At 37.9% G+C, this 25,974-nt stretch carries 28 protein-coding genes and 1 pseudogene; 14 read left to right on the plus strand and 15 right to left on the minus strand.

The features are described 5' to 3' along the window. Nucleotides 1-10 precede the first annotated feature (10 nt). Nucleotides 11-415, minus strand: coding sequence for a GFA family protein (locus VCASEI_RS07115; protein ID WP_086963367.1), 405 nt, complete (start codon nucleotides 413-415; stop codon nucleotides 11-13). A gap of 185 nt (nucleotides 416-600) precedes the next feature. Here VCASEI_RS07115 and VCASEI_RS07120 point away from each other — a divergent pair, with 185 nt between their 5' ends. Further along, a complete protein-coding gene (locus VCASEI_RS07120; protein WP_086963316.1) occupies nucleotides 601-1,323 on the plus strand; it encodes a tRNA (adenine(22)-N(1))-methyltransferase TrmK in 723 nt (240 codons plus the stop codon). A 39-nt stretch (nucleotides 1,324-1,362) separates the two neighbouring features. On the opposite strand, the gene VCASEI_RS07125 is transcribed toward VCASEI_RS07120, so the two are convergent. The 6 genes from VCASEI_RS07125 to thrS all read right to left on the minus strand — a co-directional run bounded on the left by VCASEI_RS07125 (nucleotide 1,363) and on the right by thrS (nucleotide 6,159). After that, complete coding sequence (locus VCASEI_RS07125; protein ID WP_086963314.1) at nucleotides 1,363-1,665, minus strand: YkgJ family cysteine cluster protein; 303 nt, start codon at nucleotides 1,663-1,665, stop codon at nucleotides 1,363-1,365. Nucleotides 1,666-2,039: 374 nt separating this feature from the next. Further along, complete coding sequence (rnk, locus tag VCASEI_RS07130; protein WP_089110638.1) at nucleotides 2,040-2,453, minus strand: nucleoside diphosphate kinase regulator; 414 nt, start codon at nucleotides 2,451-2,453, stop codon at nucleotides 2,040-2,042. Nucleotides 2,454-2,921: 468 nt separating this feature from the next. Next, entirely contained in the window at nucleotides 2,922-3,275 is a 354-nt protein-coding gene (gene rplT / locus VCASEI_RS07135) for a 50S ribosomal protein L20 (protein WP_017025036.1), read from the minus strand. Between the two features lie 36 nt (nucleotides 3,276-3,311). Then, on the minus strand, nucleotides 3,312-3,506 hold the full coding sequence (rpmI, locus tag VCASEI_RS07140) for a 50S ribosomal protein L35 (RefSeq protein WP_086963308.1): 195 nt from the start codon (nucleotides 3,504-3,506) through the stop codon (nucleotides 3,312-3,314). Nucleotides 3,507-3,678: 172 nt separating this feature from the next. Further along, entirely contained in the window at nucleotides 3,679-4,230 is a 552-nt protein-coding gene (infC, locus tag VCASEI_RS07145; RefSeq protein WP_086963306.1) for a translation initiation factor IF-3, read from the minus strand. 3 nt (nucleotides 4,231-4,233) lie between these two features. Then, nucleotides 4,234-6,159, minus strand: a complete 1,926-nt coding sequence (gene thrS / locus VCASEI_RS07150) for a threonine--tRNA ligase (protein ID WP_086963304.1) — start codon at nucleotides 6,157-6,159, stop codon at nucleotides 4,234-4,236. A 441-nt stretch (nucleotides 6,160-6,600) separates the two neighbouring features. Here thrS and VCASEI_RS07155 point away from each other — a divergent pair, with 441 nt between their 5' ends. The 6 genes from VCASEI_RS07155 to artM all read left to right on the plus strand — a co-directional run bounded on the left by VCASEI_RS07155 (nucleotide 6,601) and on the right by artM (nucleotide 11,006). Next, nucleotides 6,601-6,909 carry a hypothetical protein gene (locus tag VCASEI_RS07155; RefSeq protein ID WP_162621060.1) on the plus strand — a complete coding sequence of 103 codons (309 nt, stop codon included), beginning with the start codon at nucleotides 6,601-6,603 and terminating at the stop codon, nucleotides 6,907-6,909. A 137-nt stretch (nucleotides 6,910-7,046) separates the two neighbouring features. Then, on the plus strand, nucleotides 7,047-7,763 hold the full coding sequence (locus tag VCASEI_RS07160; protein WP_086963301.1) for a DUF3581 family protein: 717 nt from the start codon (nucleotides 7,047-7,049) through the stop codon (nucleotides 7,761-7,763). A 313-nt stretch (nucleotides 7,764-8,076) separates the two neighbouring features. Beyond that, on the plus strand, nucleotides 8,077-8,805 hold the full coding sequence (artP, locus tag VCASEI_RS07165; RefSeq protein WP_089110636.1) for an arginine ABC transporter ATP-binding protein ArtP: 729 nt from the start codon (nucleotides 8,077-8,079) through the stop codon (nucleotides 8,803-8,805). A gap of 54 nt (nucleotides 8,806-8,859) precedes the next feature. Beyond that, nucleotides 8,860-9,597, plus strand: a complete 738-nt coding sequence (locus VCASEI_RS07170) for an arginine ABC transporter substrate-binding protein (RefSeq protein WP_086963297.1) — start codon at nucleotides 8,860-8,862, stop codon at nucleotides 9,595-9,597. A gap of 18 nt (nucleotides 9,598-9,615) precedes the next feature. Further along, a complete protein-coding gene (gene artQ / locus VCASEI_RS07175) occupies nucleotides 9,616-10,335 on the plus strand; it encodes an arginine ABC transporter permease ArtQ (protein WP_086963295.1) in 720 nt (239 codons plus the stop codon). Continuing rightward, nucleotides 10,332-11,006 carry an arginine ABC transporter permease ArtM gene (gene artM, locus VCASEI_RS07180; RefSeq protein WP_086963293.1) on the plus strand — a complete coding sequence of 225 codons (675 nt, stop codon included), beginning with the start codon at nucleotides 10,332-10,334 and terminating at the stop codon, nucleotides 11,004-11,006. The genes artQ and artM overlap by 4 nt, the downstream gene beginning before the upstream one ends. 185 nt (nucleotides 11,007-11,191) lie before the next feature. On the opposite strand, the gene ydiJ is transcribed toward artM, so the two are convergent. Beyond that, on the minus strand, nucleotides 11,192-14,305 hold the full coding sequence (gene ydiJ / locus VCASEI_RS07185) for a D-2-hydroxyglutarate dehydrogenase YdiJ (RefSeq protein ID WP_086963291.1): 3,114 nt from the start codon (nucleotides 14,303-14,305) through the stop codon (nucleotides 11,192-11,194). A 339-nt stretch (nucleotides 14,306-14,644) separates the two neighbouring features. On the opposite strand from ydiJ, the gene VCASEI_RS07190 reads away from it, so the two are divergent. From VCASEI_RS07190 to VCASEI_RS07200, 3 genes are all read left to right on the plus strand, one after another. After that, nucleotides 14,645-15,331, plus strand: a complete 687-nt coding sequence (locus tag VCASEI_RS07190; RefSeq protein WP_086963289.1) for a DUF2786 domain-containing protein — start codon at nucleotides 14,645-14,647, stop codon at nucleotides 15,329-15,331. A 193-nt stretch (nucleotides 15,332-15,524) separates the two neighbouring features. Next, on the plus strand, nucleotides 15,525-15,713 hold the full coding sequence (locus tag VCASEI_RS07195) for a hypothetical protein (RefSeq protein WP_086963288.1): 189 nt from the start codon (nucleotides 15,525-15,527) through the stop codon (nucleotides 15,711-15,713). Between the two features lie 223 nt (nucleotides 15,714-15,936). Then, complete coding sequence (locus VCASEI_RS07200) at nucleotides 15,937-16,266, plus strand: TusE/DsrC/DsvC family sulfur relay protein (RefSeq protein WP_086963286.1); 330 nt, start codon at nucleotides 15,937-15,939, stop codon at nucleotides 16,264-16,266. Here the strand turns inward: VCASEI_RS07200 and yccX are convergent. Continuing rightward, on the minus strand, nucleotides 16,261-16,533 hold the full coding sequence (yccX, locus tag VCASEI_RS07205) for an acylphosphatase (protein ID WP_086963365.1): 273 nt from the start codon (nucleotides 16,531-16,533) through the stop codon (nucleotides 16,261-16,263). The two genes, VCASEI_RS07200 and yccX, sit on opposite strands and share 6 nt — an antisense overlap. 131 nt (nucleotides 16,534-16,664) lie before the next feature. Here yccX and VCASEI_RS07210 point away from each other — a divergent pair, with 131 nt between their 5' ends. Both VCASEI_RS07210 and VCASEI_RS07215 read left to right on the plus strand, forming a co-directional pair. Continuing rightward, entirely contained in the window at nucleotides 16,665-17,852 is a 1,188-nt protein-coding gene (locus tag VCASEI_RS07210; protein ID WP_086963364.1) for a class I SAM-dependent methyltransferase, read from the plus strand. Nucleotides 17,853-17,928: 76 nt separating this feature from the next. Continuing rightward, nucleotides 17,929-18,279, plus strand: coding sequence for a DUF2750 domain-containing protein (locus tag VCASEI_RS07215; protein ID WP_086963285.1), 351 nt, complete (start codon nucleotides 17,929-17,931; stop codon nucleotides 18,277-18,279). 128 nt (nucleotides 18,280-18,407) lie between these two features. Here VCASEI_RS07215 and queC read toward each other — a convergent pair whose 3' ends face one another. From queC to VCASEI_RS07230, 3 genes are read right to left on the minus strand one after another with little or no spacing between them, the layout of a single operon-like run. Then, on the minus strand, nucleotides 18,408-19,103 hold the full coding sequence (gene queC, locus VCASEI_RS07220; RefSeq protein ID WP_086963283.1) for a 7-cyano-7-deazaguanine synthase QueC: 696 nt from the start codon (nucleotides 19,101-19,103) through the stop codon (nucleotides 18,408-18,410). A gap of 29 nt (nucleotides 19,104-19,132) precedes the next feature. Beyond that, nucleotides 19,133-20,584: a bifunctional NUDIX hydrolase/phosphatase PAP2 family protein gene (locus tag VCASEI_RS07225; protein WP_086963281.1), complete on the minus strand. Its 1,452-nt coding sequence runs from the start codon at nucleotides 20,582-20,584 to the stop codon at nucleotides 19,133-19,135. 33 nt (nucleotides 20,585-20,617) lie between these two features. Continuing rightward, nucleotides 20,618-21,097, minus strand: coding sequence for a GNAT family N-acetyltransferase (locus tag VCASEI_RS07230; RefSeq protein WP_086963280.1), 480 nt, complete (start codon nucleotides 21,095-21,097; stop codon nucleotides 20,618-20,620). 203 nt (nucleotides 21,098-21,300) lie between these two features. Here VCASEI_RS07230 and VCASEI_RS07235 point away from each other — a divergent pair, with 203 nt between their 5' ends. Both VCASEI_RS07235 and VCASEI_RS07240 read left to right on the plus strand, forming a co-directional pair. Then, on the plus strand, nucleotides 21,301-21,939 hold the full coding sequence (locus tag VCASEI_RS07235) for a LysE family translocator (protein ID WP_226983418.1): 639 nt from the start codon (nucleotides 21,301-21,303) through the stop codon (nucleotides 21,937-21,939). 237 nt (nucleotides 21,940-22,176) lie between these two features. Beyond that, nucleotides 22,177-23,553, plus strand: coding sequence for an L-cystine transporter (locus tag VCASEI_RS07240; RefSeq protein ID WP_089110635.1), 1,377 nt, complete (start codon nucleotides 22,177-22,179; stop codon nucleotides 23,551-23,553). A 129-nt stretch (nucleotides 23,554-23,682) separates the two neighbouring features. On the opposite strand, the gene VCASEI_RS07245 is transcribed toward VCASEI_RS07240, so the two are convergent. The 3 genes and pseudogenes from VCASEI_RS07245 to VCASEI_RS19760 all read right to left on the minus strand — a co-directional run. After that, nucleotides 23,683-24,213, minus strand: a complete 531-nt coding sequence (locus tag VCASEI_RS07245; protein ID WP_086963275.1) for a 3'-5' exonuclease — start codon at nucleotides 24,211-24,213, stop codon at nucleotides 23,683-23,685. Nucleotides 24,214-24,311: 98 nt separating this feature from the next. Next, a complete protein-coding gene (locus VCASEI_RS19865; protein WP_226983419.1) occupies nucleotides 24,312-24,908 on the minus strand; it encodes a GGDEF domain-containing protein in 597 nt (198 codons plus the stop codon). 198 nt (nucleotides 24,909-25,106) lie between these two features. Then, nucleotides 25,107-25,846: pseudogene (locus VCASEI_RS19760) on the minus strand (CHASE domain-containing protein); the annotation flags it as partial. Nucleotides 25,847-25,974 lie beyond the last annotated feature (128 nt).

Here is a 25,974-nt window from a genome sequence, read left to right on the forward strand (position 1 = left end):
ACCTCTTATTTTAACCATTCAACCGGTCTGATGGGTGGTTCACCCCATCACTAGTGACAACGTCACCCAAGTCAAATGGATTAACGCCTTCAAGGCAACCAATATTAAAACCATATTCAGATGTATCTGAACGTCTTTGATGGTGCGTATAAATCCCACAAACCGAACAAAAGTAATGCTTTGCAGTCCGTGTATTGAATTGATACAAACGTAAAGCTTCTTGCCCTTTTACAATACGGATTCCATCTAATTTCACCGATGCAGCTATTGCTCCTCGACGACGACAAAAAGAACAATCACAACGCCTAGGTTTCTCAATGCCATTTGGCAAACTCAATTCTAATTCAACGGTTCCACAATGGCAGGTTGCTTTATGTTTAAGTAAAATATCTGTATTTCCAATTTGCTTTATCATGCACTTCCCTTTAATCATTGCGATGAAAATTAACAACTTAATGATAGTAGATGAGACAATTAAAAATTGATATGACAAATATGTGAAGTCATGATCATAAGACATGTAATTGAAAAACCATTTAACTTCGCATATTGAAGTAAACCTATTACAATATCTACGTTTTCCAACTGAATGAATTGCACGTGAAATTAAGCAAAAGACTAAAGAAAATTGATGAAATGGTAACCGGTGATTATGATCATATTTGGGATTGTTGCTGCGATCATGGCTTTCTTGGCGCGACTTTATTAGAAAGGCAAGCCGCAGATAATATTCATTTTGTTGATATTGTGCCTAAACTGATTCAAAACGTAACGATTCAATTACAGCAATTTTACCCTAACCCCAAATCAACCTGGTATACACACTGTTTAGATATCACCAATTTGCCATTAGATCATTATGACGGAAAACATCTGATCATTATTGCCGGTGTAGGTGGGGATTTGATAACAACATTTATGAATGCATTACATAAAAAATATACCCTATTGAATATCGATTTTTTAATTTGCCCTGTTTATCAGCAATATACTGTTCGAAAAGAACTCAAAACATTGGATCTACTCTTGCTAGATGAAGCGCTCATCGAAGAAAATCAACGCTTTTACGAGGTCATATTACTTTCTAACCAAACTCCGGCGAATGGTTCTGGTTCTGCTACAGGAATTAACACACAACTAAAGCAGGTGAGTTTGGTGGGAGACAAAATTTGGCATGCATATACAAAACAGCAACAAACCATTGCACAGCAGTACTTGCATAAAACAATTCAACATTATCAGAGAATGCTTTTAAACCAACCCGATATAATTCAACCCATCATCGACCTTTACAACGATGTTAAAATTAAAATCTTATTTTAATCAAAAGATTGCAATGAACCATGAACAATACTGACCAATTTACATCTGTTCTGAACGTTCCGTTTTACATTCATACGAGCCCATCTCAAACTCACGACAAATCCATGGGCGATTTTCATAAATAGTACACATATAGGTTTCACGATCTAAAGCGGAACACCAGCCATCATCAAGTCGAAGCATGGTTTCACCACCCCACTTATCATAAGCAATATGTTCCTCAGGCACACCAGTGTCCGTAATTATCATCACTTCCAGCCGACAACAGCATGCATGGCAAGTTGAACATGTTAGCTCTGGATGAGGCACAGGCTCGATAATATTTTTTATATTTAAAGTCATAAGGTACTGTATTAGGTTTAATTGTCGCATGTTACGCGAATAAAACCGTGAATTACATGGTTTAGTATCAAATTTCTTCTGAAAATTTACTATCTCTTTCCAAAAAGCATTTACGTTATTTTCTATTAACACACAGAATAGAGTAATTTTACTTAATCAAATCGATAATTAATGCATTACCTATAAAAATCACTTATCTCGTCCTCTCAATTAATGAGAAAAATGTATTACTTATAAATTTATGTTTATGCTTGTATAAAAACGCTCAAAACATGCCCCTAAAATAATCTATACTTATAGAAAAATAAATATAATTAACATTGTTATCGAGCGTTTAATTAAAATCTAATAATTAGATCATTTTATTAATTTTACTACCGTTGAAACTCACCCGCCCTCTCTGGTTGATAAGTAATATCCATAATTTTCACTTCAATTACTCCTCCATCTGGTTTTGGCCAGTTAATTTCATCACCTTGAGAAAGGCCAAGTAAAGCACTCCCTACAGGGGCTAAAATTGAGACCGTACTCCCGCTCACACCAACGTCCTTAGGATATACAAGAGTCCGTTCAAACTCACTATTTGATGACTTTACAGAAAACCTTACAGTAGAGTTCATCGTCACGATGGTCGAAGGCATATCAGTAGGGTCAACAACATTAGCCCGGGCTAATTCAGCTTCCAACTCCTCAACACCTACTAGATCATTTTTTGGTAAAGAATCAATCAACTTATATAATCGTTCTGAATCCAACGAAGATATTGTTATTTCAGGTCTGTTTTTCATATTTCCTCTTAAACATATTTATAAAAAATACAAATCACTCTTCCATATTAAACAAAAAATTCATTCATATTTATTTAATATAAAACATGCAACTACTCAAGATTAATTTAAAACCAACTCTATGAAATGTAAATCTACACCAAGGCTCTCATTCATCTGCACCTAATATCGCTATCTTAAATAGCTCAATATCTATAAATAAAAACCAACCATAGGGTTACAGTCGTTTCTTGATGATAAAAAGATTACACTGTTCTTCATCATTTGTCTCAGTGTGTCCCCTGCTTCAAGTCTCACTTTTAGTGATATAAAAACGATAACTTCAGCGAACAAGATCTCACTGACTCATATTGCCACAATCATATTGATTTGCAGCAAAAAAGAATGATGAGATAGAGAATATGATTTTCAGGTATAAAAAAAGGCAGACTACAGTCTGCCTTTTCAATATAGCTTCTACTGTTCTAATTAAAGAGCAGATTTCGCTTTTTCAACGAGTACTGCAAATGCAACTTTGTCGAATACAGCGATATCAGCAAGGATCTTACGATCGATCTCGATAGATGCTTTCTTAAGACCGTTAATGAAACGGCTGTAAGATAGACCATTTTGACGAGATGCAGCGTTAATACGAGCAATCCACAATTGACGGAACGTACGCTTTTTATTGCGACGGTCACGGTATGCGTATTGACCAGCTTTAGTAACTGCTTGAAAAGCTACGCGGTAAACACGTGAACGTGCTCCGTAGTAACCTTTAGCTTGCTTTAGAACTTTCTTATGACGTGCACGAGCTTGTACACCACGTTTTACGCGAGGCATTATGCTTCTCCTAAACTAATAAATAAACTAAAAAAATTAAGCGTATGGAAGCATACGAACAACACCAGCTACTTCACATTTAGGAAGAAGTGAGTTTGGACGAAGCTGACGCTTGTTTTTAGTAGTACGTTTAGTCAGGATGTGACGTTTTGTAGCGTGCTTGAATTTAAAGCCGCCACCAGTTTTTTTGAAACGCTTCGCAGCGCCTCGGTTTGTTTTCATCTTAGGCATGATGAATAACTCCGCATTGTTATGTATTAATCGTTCTACGTGCTAAAAATAGCTTCAATAAACGCAGTGTTAATAAACATATCGGTTAATAATATGTAATTAGGGCGAATAAAACCTCTCTACCTAACCTATTACAGTAGGCAGTGAGGTCTCATTACTTGTAGGCCTTTAATTACTTCTTCTTCGGCGCCAATACCATGATCATTTGACGACCTTCTATACGCGTTGGGAAAGACTCAACCACTGCTAACTCATCAGTGTCCGCTTTCAAACGGTTTAGAACGTCCACGCCAATGTCAGGGTGGGCCATTTCACGGCCACGGAAGCGAATAGTTACTTTCACTTTGTTGCCGTCTTCAAGGAAACCTGTCAGGTTGCGTAGTTTTACCTGATAGTCTCCGATATCAGTCCCAGGACGGAATTTTATTTCCTTAATCTGGACCTGTTTTTGCTTCTTCTTCTGCTCTTTAGCAGCTTTGCTCTTTTCAAAGAGGAATTTACCATAGTCCATCACACGACAGACTGGTGGTTCAGCGTTTGGACTGATTTCTACCAAGTCCATACCAGCTTCAACAGCTGCTTCTAGGGCGTCTTCAACAGATACTACACCAACGGGTTCACCGTCTGCACCTGTTAAACGTACTTCTTTAACGCCGCGAATTTCATCGTTTAAACGATGCTGGTTTTGCTTGGCCGGTTGTTGGCCTTTTCTTCCGCCTTTAATAGGTTATTCCTCCAGATTGAGCTTACGGCTTGAAACATCGGCGTGAAGATAAGAAATGAAATCTTCAACTTTGAATTTACCGAGATCCTTGCCTTTTCGTGTACGTACTGCAATTTCGCCAGCTTCCATTTCTTGGTCACCACAAACAAGCATATAAGGCACACGCTTTAAAGTATGTTCGCGGATTTTAAAGCCAATCTTCTCATTTCTCAAGTCCGCTTTTACTTTAAAGCCAGATTTTTGCAATTTTTGTGCAACTTGTTGCACATAATCAGCCTGTTTATCGGTAATTCCCGTGATGACAGCCTGTTCCGGTGCCAACCAAGTTGGGAAAAAACCAGCATATTCTTCGATCAAGATACCGATGAAACGCTCTAGTGAACCTAAAATTGCACGGTGAATCATAACAGGAACTAAACGCTCGTTACTTTCACCGACATAAGTTGCCCCTAGACGATTTGGTAAGTTGAAATCTAGCTGAACTGTACCACATTGCCATGCACGATCTAAACAGTCATGGAGTGTGAATTCGATTTTGGGGCCATAAAATGCCCCTTCACCTTCTTGAATTTCATATGGAATATCCATAGATTCTAAAGCCAGTTTTAGATCGCTTTCTGATTTATCCCAAATTTCATCGCTACCGACGCGTTGTTCTGGACGTGTTGAAAGTTTTACAACAATATTTTCAAAACCAAAAGTATTGTATACGTCATAAACCATCTTGATGCATTGCTTCACTTCATCTTGAATTTGCTCTTCTGTACAGAAAATATGAGCATCATCTTGAGTAAAGCCACGTACACGCATGATCCCGTGTAAGGCGCCAGATGGTTCATTACGATGGCACGAACCGAATTCCGCCATACGAAGTGGAAGATCACGGTAAGATTTCAAACCTTGGTTGAAGATTTGTACGTGCCCTGGGCAGTTCATTGGTTTAATTGCATACTCACGATTTTCTGAAGACGTAGTGAACATTGCATCTGCGTATTTATCCCAGTGCCCAGAACGTTCCCAAAGAACACGGTCCATCATTAATGGCCCTTTTACTTCTTGGTAATCGTATTCAGTCAGTTTCTCACGAACGAACACTTCTAGCTCACGGAAAATAGACCAACCATTATGATGCCAGAACACCATACCTGGCGCTTCTTGCTGCATGTGGAACAAGTCTAAATGCTTACCAATTTTACGGTGGTCACGCTTCGCCGCTTCTTCTAAACGAACAAGATGCTCTTTAAGCTGCTTTTTATCCGAAAATGCGGTGCCGTAGATACGTTGCAACATTTTATTATCGCTATTACCACGCCAATATGCACCAGCAACATTTAATAATGTGAAATGTTGGCAGAAGCTCATATTTGGAACATGGGGGCCACGACACATATCAATGTATTCTTCATGATGATATAGGCCAGGACGATCGTCACGCGCAACATTTTCATCTAAAATTTCAATTTTGTAACTTTCACCACGTGCTTCAAAAGCGTCACGAGCCTCTTGCCAACTCACTTTCTTCTTGACGACTTGATATTTAGTTTTCGCAAGCTCTTTCATACGCTTTTCAATCGCGTCTAAATCTTCTTGAGTTAAAGAGTGCTCAAGATCAATATCGTAATAAAAACCACGGTCGATGGTCGGACCTATCGCCATTTTTGCTTCTGGAAAAAGTTGCTTAATCGCATGACCAAGCAAGTGAGCACAGGAGTGACGAATGATCTCTAAACCATCTTCATCTTTAGCAGTGATGATTTCTAAGCTCGCATCATTTTCAATCAGATCACACGCATCAACACGGTTACCATCTACACGACCCGCGATGGTTGCTTTTGCAAGACCAGGACCGATAGATAGAGCAACATCCATTGTTGAAACAGCGTTGTCGAATTGGCGAGTACTGCCATCAGGAAGAGTAATTACAGGCATGATATATCCTATTTTCAGTGGTGCCACATACCAAGTAGCACATGATGAGTTTATTATTACTTTAAAAACAATCAGTTAATAAAATAAACATTTATGAATTCATTAATTTGGTACAAATCAAAATTGCAATCCAAATTAGAGTTGCTCATTTTAAAGAAACTGAATGAAATTGAAAGAACAAACGACAATACAAAGATAATTATTCAAGATTAAATCCATACATAATGTAGATGTGTTGCCTCTTCTTTGGAGTCTTATAATGAGTATAAATAATAAAACTAAACGATCAGTCTACCTATGTAATGCTACAGGTAGTTCTTGTTTATTATTTCAATAACTTTCAGCATTCAACCGCAATTGAAAAGTACCATAAACTGGTGAACTCAGAATTCATTGTCTAGAATATTTATTAGCTTGCGTTAAGTCTTACGACGAGGAAGAATCGCCATGGTAAGTGCCAAAGAATTTGCGGGGTGGTTAAAAGATAAATTCCTTAATGAGAAACAAGGAGTAAGCTTAACTCGTCGGGATATTAATCGCTTAACCGGCCGACATGGGTTTAACCTAGATTTTGTGCATGATACGCATTATGAACTCATGCAGTTTGGTATTGCTTTTGTCACAGATACCGCAAGAGAAAATTTTTACCTTATCTCAATCAATGACTCTAAAAACTGGCGAGAAACACTCGAACGTCAATTTGAAAAAGAATTATATTGCAATATTTACCCTATTGAACGTTCTGGCTAAAAAGGATAAAAATCGCCCCCCAGATAACGGTTTATTTGCACACAAATCAATTTTATTACATTTTTTTTGACAGGACCGACCAATTGTAAGCAATTGTCATATATAATCGCAGCTGTTTTTTCTACTAGTAGTGAATTATGTTTCTAACACCTTATTTTTCAACTCAAGACAATGCTTTCTCATTTACTCGCCAACAAGCAAGCCATTTTGCAAAAAAGATAGCAGGCGATTTCAACCCTATACACGATGAAGACAATAAACGCTTCTGTGTTCCTGGCGATCTTCTTTTTGCTGTTTTATTACAAAAAGAAGGCATTAGCCAAAAAATGAGCTTTCGTTTTTCAGGTATGGTAAGCGAAGGGATTGATCTTAAAGTCGAAGAAAAAGGCGAGCATAACAGCGCTGTCATTGATGCAAATGGCAAAGAATACTTACTGATGCACCACGAAGGTGAAGTCAGCAAAAACCAAGACTTTATCGCTCATGTTGTCACAAATTATGTTCAATTCTCTGGTATGAATTTCCCTCACATCATGGTTCCTCTTATGGAAGAGAAACAAATGATGATTAATGCCCAGCGTCCATTAGTTATTTATGAAAGCATGGACATCGAATTCTGCCGTTTAGATCTTTCTCATCCAGAGGTAGTTTACACAGGTGCAACTTTCGATATTACCGACAAACGTGGTGTTGTGACATTAAACTTCGATTTTAAAGAAGATGGAATGGTGGTTGGAACTGGCGTAAAAAAAATGGTCGCAAGCGGCTTAAAGCCTTATGAACAAACGGATATTGATGACTTAGTAACACGCTTCAATCAAAGAAAAGATAAATTTTTATCTGAAAATCAATAACTAACCTTCTAGAAATCATTATCTAAGCCGAAGTATTTAATTTATCCTTCGGCTTTTTTATCGCCAGCATTTTCAATCAACCTCACCCAATAAATTGAAATTCACAACACAAATGGTTCATCGATTGAATCGGCGCATAATAACAGGTTAATGAGCGCTGTATAATCATTGATGCCGCCAATACTTCAGAGCTAAATTAAAGGCTAGATTTAGATATATCTACTCAGTTATCGTTTTTAATTACATTTTTCTTGCATAATATACCCCGCTGTTTAGTATATCCACCTAGTGACAATTAATGCAGAATGGAAGCATGACTATTCAAATAAATGCAATCAATAAATTCTATGGTACCAACCAGGTTCTTCATGATGTGAGTTTTACCTGTGAGACTGGTGATACCTTGGTATTACTTGGCCCAAGTGGTGCTGGAAAAAGCTCATTACTTCGAGTTTTAAACTTATTAGAAGTACCTGATAGCGGTCGGCTCACCATTTCAAACGAATCTTTTGATTTTAGCAATTCAATTTCTGAAAAAGATGGCCTAGTACTACGAAAAAAAGTCGGAATGGTTTTCCAACAATATAATCTATGGCCTCATATGAGTGTAATGGATAATTTAATTGAAGCCCCCGTAAAAGTTTTAGGTATGTCAAAAACACAAGCAAAAAAAGAAGCATTAAAAATTCTTACCACTTTGCAGCTTTCAGATAAAGTTGATGCTTGGCCTTTAAAATTATCTGGAGGCCAACAACAACGTGTTGCCATAGCTCGAGCTTTAATGATGAAACCGGATGTTTTGCTCTTTGATGAGCCAACAGCAGCGCTTGATCCTGAAATCACCTCACAGATAGTAACCATTATTAAAGAACTCAGTAAAACCGGCATTACCCAAATCATCGTAACGCATGAGGTCGATTTTGCGAAAAAAATCGCCAGTCATCTGCTCTATTTGGAAAAAGGTCATGTTGTTGAATATGGCGACAATTCCAGCTTTATTCACCCAAAATCAAAAGCTTTTGCAGATTATTTAAAACACTGATAATACACAATTTAATGAATAGTGAAATTTCACCAATATAAATGGAGTTATACAATGAAAAAAATTCTACTTGCTAGTTTAATTGGCCTTGCTTCTACTCACGCCTTTGCACAAGAAGAAATTAAGTTTGCCACTGAAGCAACCTATGCCCCATTTGAATACATGGATGACAACAACCAAATCAAAGGCTTTGATATCGATCTTGCTAACGCACTTTGCCAAGAAATCAAAGCAAAATGTACATTCCAGAATCAAGCATTTGATAGTCTAATTCCAGCCCTAAAATTCAAACGTTACGATGCTGCAATCTCAGCGATGGATATCACTGATGCTCGTTTGAAACAAGTAAGCTTCACTAACGCTTATTATGATAATGCTGCTGCATTTGTTTCTGTAAAAGGTAAAGTTTCCGATCAAGCCGATTTAAAAGGCAAGCGTGTTGGAGTTCAAAACGGCTCAACCCATCAAAGCTTTCTTGTTGATCAAATGACTGGTGTCACCTCTGTCCCTTACGCAAGCTACCAAGATGCTTTCATTGATATGCAAAATGGACGTATTGATAGTGTCTTTGGTGATACTGCCGTTGTGGCAGAATGGTTCAAGAAAGATGACACATTAGCTTACGTAGGTGAACCGGTAACTAATAAGCAATATTTTGGTAATGGTTTTGGTATCGCCGTCAATAAAGACAACCAAGCACTTGTTGACCAACTTAATAAAGCACTAGAAACCGTTAAAGAAAATGGCCAATATCAAGCTATTTTTGATAAGTACTTCGGCACGAATAAGTAGTTAAGTGAAAAAGATTCAGTGATATTTTCAGGTTACTCTCTAGCATTAATACAAGCAAGTTGGCTTACTATTGAGCTCGCTTTCAGCAGCCTTGTAGTGGGTTTAGTGTTATCCATTCTTTTCGCGAGCGGTGAAATGTCTCGCTTTAAAGTCATTGCATGGCCTACGACCACTTTAGTCACTATCATTAGAGGGTTACCTGAACTTCTCGTTGTATTATTTATTTTCTTTGGTTCTGGCCAAGTATTGTTTTATATCACGGGCGAATATATCGAAATAAGCCCGTTCCTTTCTGGTGTCATTGCCCTCTCGCTAATCTTTGCTTCGTATGCTGCACAGACATTACGTGGGGCATTAAAAGCCGTTCCAAAAGGGCAAAGTGAAGCCGCAAGTGCTTTAGGCTTAAGTAAGAGCCGATCTTTTGTAAGAATTGTGTTACCACAAGCTATTCGCCATGCTCTTCCGGGTTTAACTAACCAATGGTTGGTGCTACTTAAGGATACTGCATTAGTTTCTTTAATTGGCGTGACAGATCTATTAAAGCAAGCCCAATTAACATCTGCTGCAACGCATCAAAGTTTTACTTGGTATGCGACCGCAGCGGCGGTTTATTTAATCATAACGTTAATTACCCAACGCATAATTGCCAAAATAAATAAAAAATACCAACTGCAAGAAACCACCATGACACAAAAAAAGAAGCCTCGTAAAAAAGCTGCCATTGGAGCCAAACTATGAATGAACAACATATTTGGCAACTTTTAGATGGATTACAAATCAGTCTTGAGTTAACCATTGCGGCCTTACTAGTAGGCTGTTCCTTATCATTATTAATGACGACAACCCTAATTATCCGTATCCCTGTTATTCATTGGCTTAGTCGAATAATCATTACCCTATTCACAGGCACCCCTTTACTTGTTCAGATTTTTTTAATTTATTATGGCCCTGGACAATTTGAATGGCTTCGCAACAGTCTGGCTTGGAACTGGCTAAGCCAACCTTGGTTTTGCGCCATGTTAGCCTTAGCACTCAATACAGCAGCTTACAGTACCCAATTATTCAAAGGAGCATTTGATGCCATTCCATCCGGTCAATGGCAAGCTTGTAGAGCATTAGGTATGAATACCAAAACCACACTGGGTGTACTTCTTCCTTACGCTATTCGTAGAGCGATTCCAGCTTATTCCAATGAAGTCATTCTGGTTTTCAAAGGGACATCACTCGCCAGCACCATAACGATAATGGACCTAATGGGCTATGCTCAACGTATTAACGCGCAAACTTATGATACCTTGACGGTGTTTGGTATTGCTGGAGCGTTTTACTTACTAGTAAACGGCACCCTGACTCTTATATTTAGACAGATAGAGAAAAAAGTTTTATCTTTTGAGTCAAGCAGCCATTAAGTGAATATAATCTCGTGCTTAATATGAGAAAACGGTTACTTTAAAATAACAAGACTTTTATGTAAAAAGCCCAATTCAATACAAATTGGGCTTTTCTCTTTCAGCTGTATTTAGCTTTGATTTGAAACCATTACTTTAAATGGTTTCAAATATTGCACCACAGTTAATTCTTGCATCATAGCTAGTTATTGCACCATAGCTAATAAAGCTTGAAGTGGGTGTTTTGGTTTCACTCCCTCAAAACGCTTCACTTGGCTACGGCATGAATAACCGGTAGCAAGACAGTATTCCTTGTCTAAACGATTCATATTCGGCTGCCAGCTTAATTGATAAATTCCTTGAGACATTTCAAACTTATCCGCTTCATGTCCAAACGTTCCCGCCATACCACAGCAGCCAACAGGAATAGTATTTAATGTGGCACCAAAATGAGTAAAAATCTGCCCCCATTCTTTTTCTGAATTAGGCAGTTTGGTTTTCTCAGTGCAATGTGAAAACAAATTCCACGATTGCTGCGATGCCACAGCCGTAAACTTAAATTGATGTAAGTTTGGTTGTAGCCATTCATGCACACTGAGCACTTTAAAGCTCCCCGCTTTTTCACCTAATACTTCACGATATTCATCGCGGTAACAAAGTACGGTTGCCGGATCTACGCCAACCATTGGAATGTTTAATTTTACTAGTGTATTCAAAAATTCAGCTGTTGAGGTGGCTGTTTGAGCAAACTGCTTTAAAAAACCTTTTACATGTTGTGCCTTACCATTCGGTTTAAATGGCAATACGACCGGTTTTTTACCTAGTTTAATGGCTAATTCGACAAAATCGGATACAACGTCAGCATCATAAAAACTCGTGAACGGGTCTTGGACGATCAGTACATAATCTTGCCGTTGTTCATCAGATAATAACTGCAACTGAGATAAGCTAAACCGGCTGTCCCAGTCATTATTTTCTAAGGTTTTCTTAAGTGTAGGGACTGACAACAATGGCGCATCAATGTAACCAATACTGCGTTTAGTCAAACCTTGAATCCATGACATTCCTAGTATACCGTTCACTAATTTTGGCGTACTTGCCATTATCGGCAAGAAGCTTTCAATGTTGGCCACTAAATAATCTTTAACAGGACGCTGATAACGTGTGTAATACACATTTAAAAAACGAGACCGGAACGAAGGTACATCAACATTAATTGGGCATTGACTAGCACAGGCTTTACAAGCTAAACAGCCATTCAGTGCTTCAAATACTTCATGTGAAAAATCATATTCACTCTTCTTTTTCATACTGTGACGAACTCGGTCAATCATCAACTTTATCGAGCTGTTGCCATTTAATGCTTGTTGTTCTAAATCAAGAATATCAATGCCATTAGCGGTTAATTGACGAAGCCATTCGCGCACTAACCCCGCCCGTCCTTTCGGTGAGTGCCGACGATCGGCTGTGATTTTCATGGAAGGACACATTGGTGAATTCACATCGTAATTAAAGCACAAGCCATTACCATTACATTCCATCGCTTGTCTAAAACTGTCACGAACCGTGATTGGAATTTGTCTATCAAATGTTGCACGCTTAGTATCAGACACTTTAACAAGTTCATCTTGACTGTCTAATGGCGTACAAATTTTACCTGGATTCATCTTATTAAGCGGATCAAACGCCGCTTTAACTCGGCGTAATTGTAAAAATAACTCATCACCAAAGAATTCAGGTCCGTATTCAGAGCGATAACCTTTCCCATGCTCGCCCCACATTAGACCGCCATATTTAGCAACCAGTTTAACCACTTCATCCGACACTTGGTGCATCAACTTTTCTTGTTCAGGATCACATAGATCCAATGCAGGCCTTACGTGTAAAACCCCGGCATCAACATGACCAAACATGCCATAGTTGAGTGATTTACTGTCTAGCAACTCACGAAACTCAACAATAAAGTCGGCTAAATTTTCAGGCGGCACACAAGTGTCTTCTGCAAACGCAATCGGTTTGGCCCGACCTTTAGCCCCCCCTAATAAACCCACCGCTTTTTTCCGCATATTGTAGATTTTATTAATACCGGCAAGATCATTACAAACTTGAAAACCAATAATACCGCCTTCTTCGGTTTCCAATTTAACCTCAAGTTGAGCAACAAGATCATTCACTAAAAATGCGACTTCACTTTCACTTTCGCCAGCAAATTCAATAATATTAATACCTTGCATATCCTTGCCTTCGACATCCGTCAATAAATCACTCACGGTATGCCAGACAATATCTTGTTTAGCTAAATTTAAAACTTTGGAGTCAACAGTTTCAACGGATAAAGCTTGAGCTTCCACCATCAAAGGAGCGCTACGTAGTGCTGAATCAAACGAATTGTATTTAACATTCACCAGAGTTCTGGCTTTCGGTATCGGGGTTAAGTTCAATTTTGCTTCTGTAATAAACGCTAATGAACCTTCTGCGCCACACAATACACGCGCTAAATTAAATTCACCTTTATCATTTTCTGTTTGCGATACTTTGGATGCCTGAAATGACAACGCATTTTTTAGATCGTAACCCGTTAAGAATCGATTTAATGGTGGAAATTTAGCGTCAATGGCCGCTCGGTTTTCACGGCATACACGTTCCGTTTCTGCTAAGGCTCTACTTGCAATCGTACCTAATGCTGGCACTTCATCCGAGCCATCCGTTTCATACATCGAACCATCAGAAAATACAGCCTGAAGTGATAAAACATGATCAGAGGTTTTTCCATACTTTAATGACCCCTGACCAGAAGCATCCGTATTCACCATACCACCAAGCGTCGCACGATTACTGGTTGATAGATCTGGAGAAAAAAAGTAACCATATGGACGAACCACATCATTAAGCTGATCTTTTACCACACCAGATTGAGCTCTTACCCAACCTTCTTGTTCATTCACTTCAAGGACTTTATTCATATGGCGAGACATGTCGACCACAATACCTTTAGTCAATGACTGTCCGTTGGTTCCTGTGCCCCCACCTCTAGGTGAAAAAGTGACACTGTCATATTTACGCTGTGAACCAACTTGCCCAATTAACTGAACATCGTGATTGTTCCTCGGCAAAACAACGGCTTGGGGAAGCTGTTGATATACACTGTTATCGGTGGCTACCGCTAAACGGCTAGCATAGGTTTGTTCAATATCGCCACTAAATCCAGCTTTTGATAGCTCAGAAAGATAAGCACCCACCACAGGATCAACGTCAAAACGCTGATTCAAAAGTGGAAGTGTGCTTGGTGTTGTTTTTGATGTATCGCTATTTGGTAACATTGCGCCTCATGCCCCTGCTTCGCTGATCCCTTCAGCTTGGGATGTTTATATACCTAAGTGACTTCAAGATGCAGAATTCAATTTGCCTTGCCTAAAGCTTGTTTTATTCTTGCTGAAACTCGCACCTTGAAGTTACTTGGGTATAGCCATCATAAAGTTTGATGACCATCACTTTACAACATTTGTCATAACCTTAGGAATAGAAAGTTAACGATTGCGCATAATCAGTGATGCTTCATAAATATTCCCTTTTAGTTTGAGGGTTGTTCTTTCTAATAAGCGCAAAAAACGGTAGTATACGCGGCTCATTTATTCGCCTTTACTATAGTTAGAAGATTAATGGATAAACAAAAAGCCCTTAAAAAAATCGCCAAATGCTTAGAGTTGGGGAATTCCGCTAATGTCAATGAAGCGGCACAAGCGATTAGAATGGCCCATCGTCTCATGCTTAAATATGGTTTGGATAAGGACGATATTGATTTCATTAAATTGGGTAAGACACAGTCTAGTCATCTTTTACCTGCGAATATCAGTTCAAACCTTCTTCGGATTATCCGTGGTATCAACACTCGTTTCGGTGTTGAGGCCGTATTGCTCAACCATAAAGGCTTAAAACGTGTTGAATTCATTGGTGAGGCCGACCGCGCAATTTTTGCGGCGTTTGCTTTTGATATTGTTTATCGTGAAATGAATGAACAAACTGGACAATTCCGTAATAGTTTTTCAGGCACTGGTACTGGCAGCGCCGAAGTGACCCGCCGTGTAAATTCATTTTTATCTGGTTGGATTGAAGGCGCACTTGAGAAATTACCTCTTATTGCTCCTGATGATGATTCCGCTCAGAAGATCAATAACTACATTGATAAAGAATTTGAAAATATTGATCGCGAAACTTTTAAACAACAACTTCGAGAAGCAATGAAAAATTTCACTGCGGATTACGAGGTGGGCTTAAAAAAAGGTCGACGTATTTCGGTCAATCGTCCAATTGATGGCGCTGAACAGAAAAAACGTCTTAGCAAATAATTTGCATTTTTTACTATTCAAAAATACGGCCAATATACAAGCAATCGTTTACTTAGATTTAATTACTTATATATGTGACGAAATACACATTTCATCTTCCAATAAGATTCGAAAGTACCTCTTTAGTTGGCTACACTCCGTTTCGTTACATCGTAAGTAATAAAAATAATTTTGAGCAGTACAGGAAACCAAAATGGAAAACGCACGAGGCACTTGTGATTGGTGCAAACAATTTGTTGTAGGCGAATTAATCAAATTAGAATATATCGATGGTATTAGTCATCATGCTTGTCACCAATGCCATGGTTTTGCCCGCATTGATGTTCGACAGTTTAATATTGCAGAGCAGGCATTACGCGATAAACAATCAAAGTTAAACTAAATATACCCGAAACCATCACCACAAAAAGGCACTCAATAATGAGCGCCTTTTTAGCTTTAGGGCTGAACAAATTTAATTAAAGTATATTGATAGCGATAACCAAAGTGATTGGTTGAATATTCATCGAATAAATCACTTTAACTTGGCGAGAATTTTTGAATCATATACTCTTACCTTTTCCAACAACGGCCGCTCTGCCATCGCTTTGAGCACAGGACAAACTATGTATCAATACCAAGGTAATGACATCGACACTGACGCGGAAGGTTACTTATTAGACCATACTCAATGGAGTGAAGGTTTAGTGCCTATCATCGCAGAGCAAGAAGGAATAGAATTAACAGAACCGCACTGGGAAGTGATTCGCTTCGTACGCACATTTTATCTCGAATTTAATACTTCGCCAGCAGTTCGTATGCTAGTCAAAGCAATGGAAAAAGAACATGGCCCTGAAAAAGGAAGCAGTAAATACCTGTTTACCCTATTTCGAAAAGGTCCAGCAAAGCAAGCAACAAAACTGGCAGGGCTTCCTAAGCCGGCAAAATGTTTATAAGATCATAAAATCATCTTTTATTGATTTATCCGTTGGCTGCTCAACCACCGAATCTACATACGCGGTTCTTGGGCCTTTTTTCAACCATAAATGAAAGGCCTTCACTTTATCATCTTCACCACAAACCAATACTTCAACATCACCATTATTTAAATTCTTAGCATACCCTGTTACGCCAAAGCTTAATCCATGATGAGCGGTTTGATAACGGAAGCCAACGCCTTGAACCATGCCAGAAACAATGAACAAACGATTAACTGTAGACATAAAATGCCCTTCTATTTTATTTTCATTCATTAAACAAACAACAATTTTAGCAATATTGACGGTTAAATTTGCTTTCCCAAGCACATTCTATGAAAATAGACGTTCATTTCTTTTCAGGCCATTCAAACACTATGTCATCAGCTATATATCTTGTTAAAGGTAGAGAAAAATCGTTACTACGTCGTCATCCTTGGATTTTTTCTCGTGGTATTCAAAGAGTCGAAGGCCAGCCCGAGCTAGGCGATACAGTGGATGTATATTCAAATCAAGGTCAGTGGCTAGCAAAAGCAGCATACTCACCTCAATCACAAATTAGAGCCCGTGTATGGAGCTTTGAAAAAGAAGACATAAATACAGAATTTTTCATCAAACGCTTAAAAGAAGCACAAGCAATGCGCAAATCAATCATTGCGCGAGGTGGTTTAACTGGATATCGATTAATTGCAGGGGAGTCAGATGGCTTACCGGGCATTACCATTGACCGTTACCAAAATTTTCTTGTCTGCCAACTTCTTAGCGCAGGCGCAGAAGTACAACGTGAATCTTTATTGGATGCCTTAAAGCACGTTTATCCTACCTGTTCGATCTATGAACGTTCAGATGTATCCGTTCGTAAGAAAGAAGGGTTAAAAGAACGCCAAGGTGTGCTTCATGGTGATACTCCACCCGGTGTCGTTGTGATTGAAGAAAATGGCGTTCACATTCAAGTCGATATTAAGTCTGGTCACAAAACAGGCTTTTATCTTGACCAACGCGACAGTCGTCAATTATCAATGAAATACGTTGATGGTAAAACGGTACTGAATTGTTTTTCTTACACAGGTGGATTTGGGCTTTACGCTCTAAAAGGTGGCGCATCACACGTGATTAATGCTGACGTATCTCAACCTGCTCTAGATAATGCAAAAGCCAATGCAGAACTAAACGGATTTGATACCAACAAAGCCGAGTTTCTTAATGCCGATGTATTCAAATTATTACGGGAATACAGAGATAATGGGAAAAAATTTGATGTCGTTATTATGGACCCACCAAAATTTGCTGAATCTAAAGCACAATTAAATGGCGCATGTCGAGGTTATAAAGACATAAACATGCTCGCGATGCAGATTTTAAAACCTGGCGGAACCTTATTAACCTATTCTTGTTCTGGCTTAATGGAACAAAATTTATTTCAGAAAATTTTAGCCGATGCCGCATTAGATGCAGGTCGTCGCATGCAATTTATAGAACGTTTTGGCCAAGCCGCCGACCACCCTGTTGATAGTGCTTACCCAGAAGGTTTTTATTTAAAAGGATTTGCCTGTCAGGTTAACTAACAGCTACCTTTTAATCATTGATATTTGTAAATACAGAAACTTAAATCCTAGAAACCTATAATTTAGAGAGCATAACATGTCAAAATTAACCGCAGATATTGAAGCTAACCTTGAGCTTTTCGTGCAAGAAACCAAGCAATCTAAATTAGTTTGGGGACTGAAAAATGTAGATGGTTGGCTAGCTTGTGATTCTTCAGAATTTGAAGAAAGTGAAGTAATGCCTTTCTGGTCGTCAAAGGAAGATGCTCAAAAACATAATGTTGAAGAATGGTCAGATTTCGAAGTATTAGAAATTCCATTAGATATCTTTGTTGAAGATTGGTTAATCACATTATCTGAAGATGGCGTATTAATTGGTACTAACTGGAATGAGCAGTTAGAAGGTAAAGAAGTTGAACCAAGTGATTTAGCAAAACTGTATCTATAAATCTTAATTGTTTAAATTTGTATAAAACTCAACGAAAGAAACCCAAGACAATAATTGGGTTTCTTTCGTCTTTACCAAACGCAAAGTTATGACTACCAGCCTACCGATAATTAATTATTTGATAACAATTAGTTATTCTGTTGTTTCTGCTTTAATTCATTCATCACTTCATTGCGATTATTCAAGTAATCCATTAACCCTACTCTACGTAAATCACAAGATGGACAGTCCCCACAACCATCACCAATAATACCGTTGTAGCACGTTAATGTTTCATTCCTGATTAACTCTAAAGCATCATTTTGATCTGCTAAAGCCCATGTCTCCGCTTTATTGAGCCACATCAATGGTGTTTCAATGCTAAACTCTCTATCCATCCCTAAAATAAGCGCATTGTTTATTGATTTTACGAACTGATCACGACAATCTGGGTAACCGGAAAAATCCGTTTCACAAACTCCCGTAATGACGCTTTCAGCACCAATCTGATAGGCATAAATACCTGCGAGGGTTAAAAATAATATATTACGCCCAGGCACAAAAGAGTTAGGTAACCCATTTTCTTGTAATTCATGAGAAACAGGAATGTCGTCTCTCGTGAGAGAGCTAATCGCCAGTTCATTAAGTAAACCAACATCCATCACTTTATGGGCTTTCACACCTAATTGTTTGCACAGTTTTTCAGCTACTTCTATTTCAAGTTTGTGTCGCTGCCCATAATCAAAAGTAATAGCATGCACTTCATCATATTTTTTTAATGCTTGAACCAAACAAGTTGTGGAGTCTTGACCACCACTGAATACTACCACTGCTTTAGATGTCATTATTTTCCCTTTTTCAATACGTATATTTTTCAATGTGTATATTGCTTTATTCGTCCGAAGGTAAACACAATAAATGTCATCGCGAACCAAGCACTACACTGTAAAAAATAGCTCGTGGATGAACTGTAAGTATTACTCAATAAAGTATGCTGATATAAATACGACACCATCAATATTAAACACCACGTAAGAGGGAGCTTTATCGACAACCCTCCCCATCCTTCCATTTTGTCCTTCTTTAAAAAAACAAGGGACATTGTGAATCCTAATGTGGCAGCAGATATGTATCCAAATAACAATGAATGTGTGTACCAAGACAATACAACTAAGATAATAAAGCAGCCCCACCAAAATTTTGAATCACCTAATATTACAGGCAGTTGAGTGTACCCCAAAGACTCTATACGTATAAAATTAGAGACAATAAAAGCACCCAAAACATAACCAAAAACAACATCTGAACTAAAGTTCAACCCTAATGCCACACTAGAAAAGCCTTGAGCTAAGATTATCAATAGTAGACTTAATAAATATTTATATCTTCCAAATTCTTTATACGACTTAGTAAGATGATGATAAATATAACTCGACCAAACAACAGCCACCGTTGATCGCAAACTTGGCGAACCAAAACCGGATAAACTACCTAAGTTTAGATTAGGATCATAAGCATAAGGTCTTGGGAATTTTAAACCCAGTTGCAATAAGGCAACGATTGTAAAACTTATCAACATTAAAAAGTTCAGCTTTACAGTGAAATTAGCTCCTAAGAAAAAATATATGATAGGCAGCAACAACAACAAAATATAGAAACTTGAACTTGAATTTAAGCCATGAATAACGTTTAAAAAACTGTGTTTTAACATCGGAGATAATTCATTTATCCAACTTTGTAATAACTGAATTTTAGGTAATTCAATTTGATGATAAAAAGGGGCCGCACTTACCGCCGATTCAATATAATAAACGGGGGCGTTATTCACATCATGATTCAAAACTTGTGATTTAAATTGCTCAGGATAACGATATTCTTTCTTCGAAATATAATTGGGATTGGCTAAATAAACTTGACTCACCTCGAGCCCGTAAGACGGAGCATACCAACCAGGTAGCACATGGTATCCTTTCGCATTTTGGGCAGAAAAAGCAACAACACCAGAATCTGGCTGACAATGATAAACAACAGCGGTTTCCGTCTGAACGAGTTCTTCTAATACTGATACTATAATTCCCGTCTCTTCCCATGTTTCCCGTTTCGCTGTCACTTTCGGAGATTCATTATCTTCTATCGTTCCACCGGGTAATGACAAACGTTTGGTTAATAGTTCATCAACAAATACAACTTGATCATCCGCTTGAATATAACAAAGTGCACCTTTTATATTCGGGGCTAATTTTTCTAATAAGACTTTTTCTGCTGAGGCAACATATGAATAAAGTGCTGAAAACACCGAGATAAATACAATAAATAAAAATTTCAAATTCCCACCAATCTAGGCGTATTTAATGCCAAATTATACAAGAGACTTACGTAACCAATGAATATGGGGATTAAAGCCCATTTTTTGATAGAAAGATTGACCTACTTGATTAAACGCCCACACTTCAACAAAGATCTGTTGAACTCCATAATCAAATAGTATCGATTCAATATGTTTAAATAATGATTGTGCAACGCCTGATTGACGATATTTTTCAACAACAAAAAATTCATCAATATTACCCATTGGTAACGGCTTACTAACGGTTGAAATTAACTCACAAAAGTGCCCAGAAATAAAACCTATAATGTTGGCTTCCCCGACTACTGCAACATAAAGCAAACACTCAGGATCATCTAAATAGCGAGCAATGCTTTTCTCTTGTTCAATATCAGAAGCCGTTTTAAAAAATTCTGGGGACGCTTTATGATGATGATCATGCAACTGATACATCAATTCATCTAGTTGCCTTAAGTCCTCCCTTCTAGCCGCTCTAATTTGAATATTTGTCATCGCTCTATCCGACTGAAATTAAACACCATTCAATATTTACTGTTTTTGCATACGCTGTAGAAGTACGATATTACGGGATAGTAATGTCGTTGTATTGATTATACTAATAATTTTTTTATTCTTTTTCATTATCTTCTAACAAATAGGAGTTTTTATGCTTTCTAAGCTTTATTATTTTGATTAAACTGAAACCCCTTTTTCTGTTGAATAATAATAACGTGCTTGATTACGCTTTGCTTTCTGCTTTTATTCCAACCTTCTTTTTTGTTTCTATCACACCAGGTATGTGCATGACACTGGCGATCACTCTAGGGATGAGTATTGGCATTAAAAAAACCATGTGGATGATGATAGGTGAATTAGCAGGGGTTGCATTGGTTGCCACTTCTGCCGTTATTGGTGTGGCTGCTATCATGCTAAATTATCCAAATCTATTTATTGTACTGAAATGGATAGGTGGGGCTTATCTCATTTGGATAGGCATAAATATGTGGCGAAATAAAGGCAAAATGTCTTTAAACTTAAATAATCCAGACCAACCAACCGAACGCTTTCAATTGATGAGCCAAGGGTTCATTACCGCCATTGCCAATCCAAAAGGTTGGGCATTTATGATCTCGCTGCTTCCCCCTTTTATCAATGTTGATAAATCTGTGCCCCATCAAATGATGGTTTTAATTAGCATCATATTAGCTACTGAGTTTATCTCTATGATGGCTTATGCCACTGGAGGAAAAAGTCTCCGAATCTTTTTAAGTAAAGGTGACAATGTTCGATTTTTGAATCGCATCGCTGGCACACTAATGGTTGGTGTCGGAATATGGCTTATCTTAATCGATTAAGATATCGTCTATACCGTAATGACAAATCGGCTTCCAATCTCTGTTTTGTCATTACAACGTTCAACTTGCTTCATCATTAAACGTTCTTATAACTAAATGTAATATTTCATACCCTATTTGGCTTTGTAATTCCCCTCGTTACTTGTAAATTGCCCTTATTATTCTATTGATAATAAAAATAGTTATATCTCAACTATCCACCTCTCTTTTTTAAAACCACATTTTAAGGATACCAACATGTCACTTGCTGTTATCGTGAACTTAGCGATATTTGTGTGCATACTTTTCTTTCTCTTTATTCAGCAAAGAAAAACCAACACACTATCTAGACTTGTTTTTCTTGGATTAATTTTTGGTAGTGCTTATGGGCTACTGATCCACATTTTTTATGGCGAAGGCAACCCTGTTATAAAGCAAACTCTCGATTGGGTAAATGTTGTTGGTAGTGGATATGTTGGCCTATTAAAAATGGTCATCATGCCATTAGTACTAATTTCCATGATTTCAGCGGTGGTTAAGCTCGATAGTTCAGGTTCTTTAGGAAAAATCAGTGGGCTAACCATTGGCGTTCTTCTTTTCACAACAATGATCTCTGCATTAATCGGTATCGCAGTGACACAAGTCTTTGGTTTATCGGCTGCAGGGCTTTCTGAAGGTGTTCGTGAAACGGCACGTATGGCAGTGCTTGAAACTCGTATAGGTAGCGTCGCCGATCTTACCATTCCGCAAATGTTGGTAAGCTTTATTCCAACCAACCCATTTGCCGATTTAACAGGATCACGTTCGACATCGATCATTGCTGTGGTTATTTTTGGTATTCTAGTTGGGATCTCTGCTCGTCATGTAATGAGAGAAAAACAAGAGCTTGAATCACCAATTCGTACTTTTGTTGATGCAGTTCAATCTATTGTAATGCGCCTTGTTCGTATGATAATTGCTTTAACACCTTATGGTATTGCAGCATTAATGGCTAAGGTCGTGGCAACCTCAAGCTTGGGTGACATACTCAGTTTAATTGGGTTTATTGTTGCTTCGTATTGCGCGATCTTCCTTATGTTTTTAGTTCATGGCTTCTTGGTTTCTCTTGTTGGTGTGAGCCCTGTTGAATACTTTAAACGTATTTGGCCAGTACTCACCTTTGCTTTTACTTCTCGTAGTTCAGCGGCAACTATCCCGTTGAATGTAGAAGCACAAATTACTAAATTGAAAGTACCACCAGCCATTGCAAATTTAGCGGCAACTTTCGGTGCAACCATCGGTCAAAATGGCTGTGCAGGGATTTATCCTGCCATGCTTGCGGTAATGGTTGCCCCAACTGTGGGCATTAATCCAATGGATGTGAATTTTATTCTGTCATTAGTCGCTATTATTACTATCAGCTCATTTGGTATTGCTGGTGTGGGTGGTGGTGCGACTTTTGCGGCATTGATTGTCCTTCCAGCAATGGGCTTACCCGTAACGATTGCGGCATTACTTATTTCAATCGAACCTCTTATTGATATGGCACGAACAGCGCTGAATGTAAGTGGCTCAATGGCTGCAGGTACTATCACGTCACGTTTACTTGGTAACAAGAAAGAAATAAATAAAGAATTTGAAGATATAGCAGCATAATAATGTAAATACGAAAATAAAATGCTCGCTCCAATTAAATTGTGAGGCGAGCATTTTTATATCTAACTAACCTGAACTTTGGTTAAGTAAATCTATATAGATAGAGCGACTATTATTGAGGAGACACTTTTATAGTATAACAAGCGCCAATTTAGCAAGATTATAAGCATCTACATAACCCGAATGCTGGCGGCCTTCCCACTCTATATTCAATCGCTCTTGAGCGGCTTTATGTCCAATACGATTATCTTTAAGGCGATATTTTATCCGGTAAAGTGTGGCCAAATTTAAGAATTCTTTAAATGGAAACTCTAAGCCTTTGTTTTTGCATTCTTGATGAAGAATTTCATCATCTCGTCCCCAAGAAGCATAAATCTTATTAGGCCCACCAAAATTCTTAATCATAGACTTAATGACTTGTTCTAACGGACGACCTTGTTTTTGTATTTTTTTAGGCGTAATACCAGTGAGCTCAAAACAAAAACCTGATATTTCATCTTGCTCTGGTTTTACATAATATTGAGCACGTTTAACGATTTCACCTTGGCTTAGATCGATTTCGGCCAGACCTACTTCAATGATCTCACCCGTCGTTCCAACTCCATCATTATTCCAGCAGCACATTTCTAAATCGAAACATACGACTCTGTTATAATTCATCGTTAACTCAAACCTTCAAAAAAAGAAAATGATTTTAGCGGAGAATGGTTTTATTCTCACCCCTAAATTCCCTCTTCACTTCTCAAGTGCTACAAATATCACCGATTAAACACTGTTGCAGTGTTTCTACCCCCTTTTTTACTTTCGTATAGTGCAGCATCAGCATTATGCTGTAACTCTTCCGCCGACTCGCCTAGCCAAACACACGCCCCAATACTAATTGTGCAATGAATAATTTTCCCATTCATTTTATATTCTGAATGAGCAACACGTTGGCAAATTTTATTACAGTAATCTTGTAGGCTTTTGTTATCGTTAATATAAGTGAAAATACAGAACTCATCTCCACCTATTCGAGTAAACATATCATCGTGTTGTAAACACTGAGACACGACATAGGAAACATGTTGCAAAATAACATCACCGGCTGGATGCCCATAAACATCATTAATAAGCTTAAATTTATCAATGTCGAAAGAGAGCAAACTAAATCCTTTTTTAGCGTCTAATAACTGAGCTAAACGATCATTAAATGCTCTGCGATTGTACAATCCTGTCAAAGTATCATGCTCAACCAAAAAGCGTAATTCACGGGTTTTTTCATCAAGAATGATACCCAAGCGAACTTTTTCTCGAGTGACCAAACTGACAATGAATGTTAATAACAAGGTGATTATTATCCCAGCACTCGCCATGCTAATTAAAGCCAATTCATTACTTTTGCTAATCGCTACTTTTTTCTTAAACTTCACCACCCAATTGCGATTAGATAGATGCACAAACTTTTCGATCACATCACCTTCATTACTTTCCCAGTCGGCGCTTTGAAATAAAATAGGATCATCTTCAGCATCAAAACCAGTATCTAAAATTTGTATTGATAGTTGATTGTCCTTATTGATTTCATTAACTAACTTATCAAAGTACTGACTTAATCGTATAACTCCGATCATAACTCCGAGAAGATTTTGTTCATAGGTATCAAACACTGGGTAATAAACCAACATACCGTCTTTAGGCATTTTATTGTCTAAGCTATCTTGTAGTAATCGAATTTTATCGGACAAATTTGGCTTACCGTGAGTGAGAATATGTTCAATAATCCTGCCAAAACGCTCTCGCGACGAATAAAAACCTAAGATGTTAATATTAGCTTCGGTTCTAGGGAAAATATCGGTAGCAATATAAATCGGCTCATCCCTTTTAATACATAACCTTCAACTCGTCCTTCATCTTTAGGTACGGTATAAATCTGATAACTAGGAAAGGTTTTTCGAACTTTTTCAATATGGTCAGGAATGTCATTCACAGCGACTTTCTCCATCCACTGCAAACCAATTAAACTATCAGAATGTGAAAGCAGCACTTTAGAAAAAGTAGCAAATTGGTGCCAATCACTTGGCTCCGTAGAATGATAGAAGTTCGCCCCAGCACCGATATCATTTAAATCTCGGTTAACGAGTTCCGAGAGTCGATCTGTATTCATAGTTGCCATATTATCTAATTGATTAAGAGCTAAATGCATATGCATTTTATAAACATAACTCACACTCAAAATAGTTATCGCCGATGCTAAAAAGAAAGTACATAAAGCAGCAAAATGGCGATTCATCACTTTAAAAAACATGTTCATATAGAAAGACTTCCTGTTTTTCTGCTTTTCTAACAAAATATACCTTACCTTTGCCACAAAAAGTTGGCCTTTTTATGCAAAGCAACTTATAAAACACTGTATTTTATAAGGTTAACTGGCTATTTATT

The organism is Vibrio casei, from assembly GCF_002218025.2.
GTDB classification, from domain to species: domain Bacteria; phylum Pseudomonadota; class Gammaproteobacteria; order Enterobacterales; family Vibrionaceae; genus Vibrio; species Vibrio casei.

Bases quoted from the DNA above. Each gene is read 5' to 3' on its own strand.
- VCASEI_RS07115 (WP_086963367.1), bottom strand. From the start codon at position 415: ATGATAAAGCAAATTGGAAATACAGATATTTTACTTAAACATAAAGCA.
- VCASEI_RS07125 (WP_086963314.1), bottom strand. From the start codon at position 1,665: ATGACTTTAAATATAAAAAATATTATCGAGCCTGTGCCTCATCCAGAG.
- rnk (WP_089110638.1), bottom strand. From the start codon at position 2,453: ATGAAAAACAGACCTGAAATAACAATATCTTCGTTGGATTCAGAACGA.
- rplT (WP_017025036.1), bottom strand. From the start codon at position 3,275: ATGCCTCGCGTAAAACGTGGTGTACAAGCTCGTGCACGTCATAAGAAA.
- rpmI (WP_086963308.1), bottom strand. From the start codon at position 3,506: ATGCCTAAGATGAAAACAAACCGAGGCGCTGCGAAGCGTTTCAAAAAA.
- thrS (WP_086963304.1), bottom strand. From the start codon at position 6,159: ATGCCTGTAATTACTCTTCCTGATGGCAGTACTCGCCAATTCGACAAC.
- VCASEI_RS07160 (WP_086963301.1), top strand. From the start codon at position 7,047: ATGTTTCTAACACCTTATTTTTCAACTCAAGACAATGCTTTCTCATTT.
- artP (WP_089110636.1), top strand. From the start codon at position 8,077: ATGACTATTCAAATAAATGCAATCAATAAATTCTATGGTACCAACCAG.
- VCASEI_RS07170 (WP_086963297.1), top strand. From the start codon at position 8,860: ATGAAAAAAATTCTACTTGCTAGTTTAATTGGCCTTGCTTCTACTCAC.
- artM (WP_086963293.1), top strand. From the start codon at position 10,332: ATGAATGAACAACATATTTGGCAACTTTTAGATGGATTACAAATCAGT.
- ydiJ (WP_086963291.1), bottom strand. From the start codon at position 14,305: ATGTTACCAAATAGCGATACATCAAAAACAACACCAAGCACACTTCCA.
- VCASEI_RS07190 (WP_086963289.1), top strand. From the start codon at position 14,645: ATGGATAAACAAAAAGCCCTTAAAAAAATCGCCAAATGCTTAGAGTTG.
- VCASEI_RS07195 (WP_086963288.1), top strand. From the start codon at position 15,525: ATGGAAAACGCACGAGGCACTTGTGATTGGTGCAAACAATTTGTTGTA.
- VCASEI_RS07200 (WP_086963286.1), top strand. From the start codon at position 15,937: ATGTATCAATACCAAGGTAATGACATCGACACTGACGCGGAAGGTTAC.
- yccX (WP_086963365.1), bottom strand. From the start codon at position 16,533: ATGTCTACAGTTAATCGTTTGTTCATTGTTTCTGGCATGGTTCAAGGC.
- VCASEI_RS07210 (WP_086963364.1), top strand. From the start codon at position 16,665: ATGTCATCAGCTATATATCTTGTTAAAGGTAGAGAAAAATCGTTACTA.
- VCASEI_RS07215 (WP_086963285.1), top strand. From the start codon at position 17,929: ATGTCAAAATTAACCGCAGATATTGAAGCTAACCTTGAGCTTTTCGTG.
- queC (WP_086963283.1), bottom strand. From the start codon at position 19,103: ATGACATCTAAAGCAGTGGTAGTATTCAGTGGTGGTCAAGACTCCACA.
- VCASEI_RS07230 (WP_086963280.1), bottom strand. From the start codon at position 21,097: ATGACAAATATTCAAATTAGAGCGGCTAGAAGGGAGGACTTAAGGCAA.
- VCASEI_RS07240 (WP_089110635.1), top strand. From the start codon at position 22,177: ATGTCACTTGCTGTTATCGTGAACTTAGCGATATTTGTGTGCATACTT.
- VCASEI_RS07245 (WP_086963275.1), bottom strand. From the start codon at position 24,213: ATGAATTATAACAGAGTCGTATGTTTCGATTTAGAAATGTGCTGCTGG.
- VCASEI_RS19865 (WP_226983419.1), bottom strand. From the start codon at position 24,908: ATGGCGAGTGCTGGGATAATAATCACCTTGTTATTAACATTCATTGTC.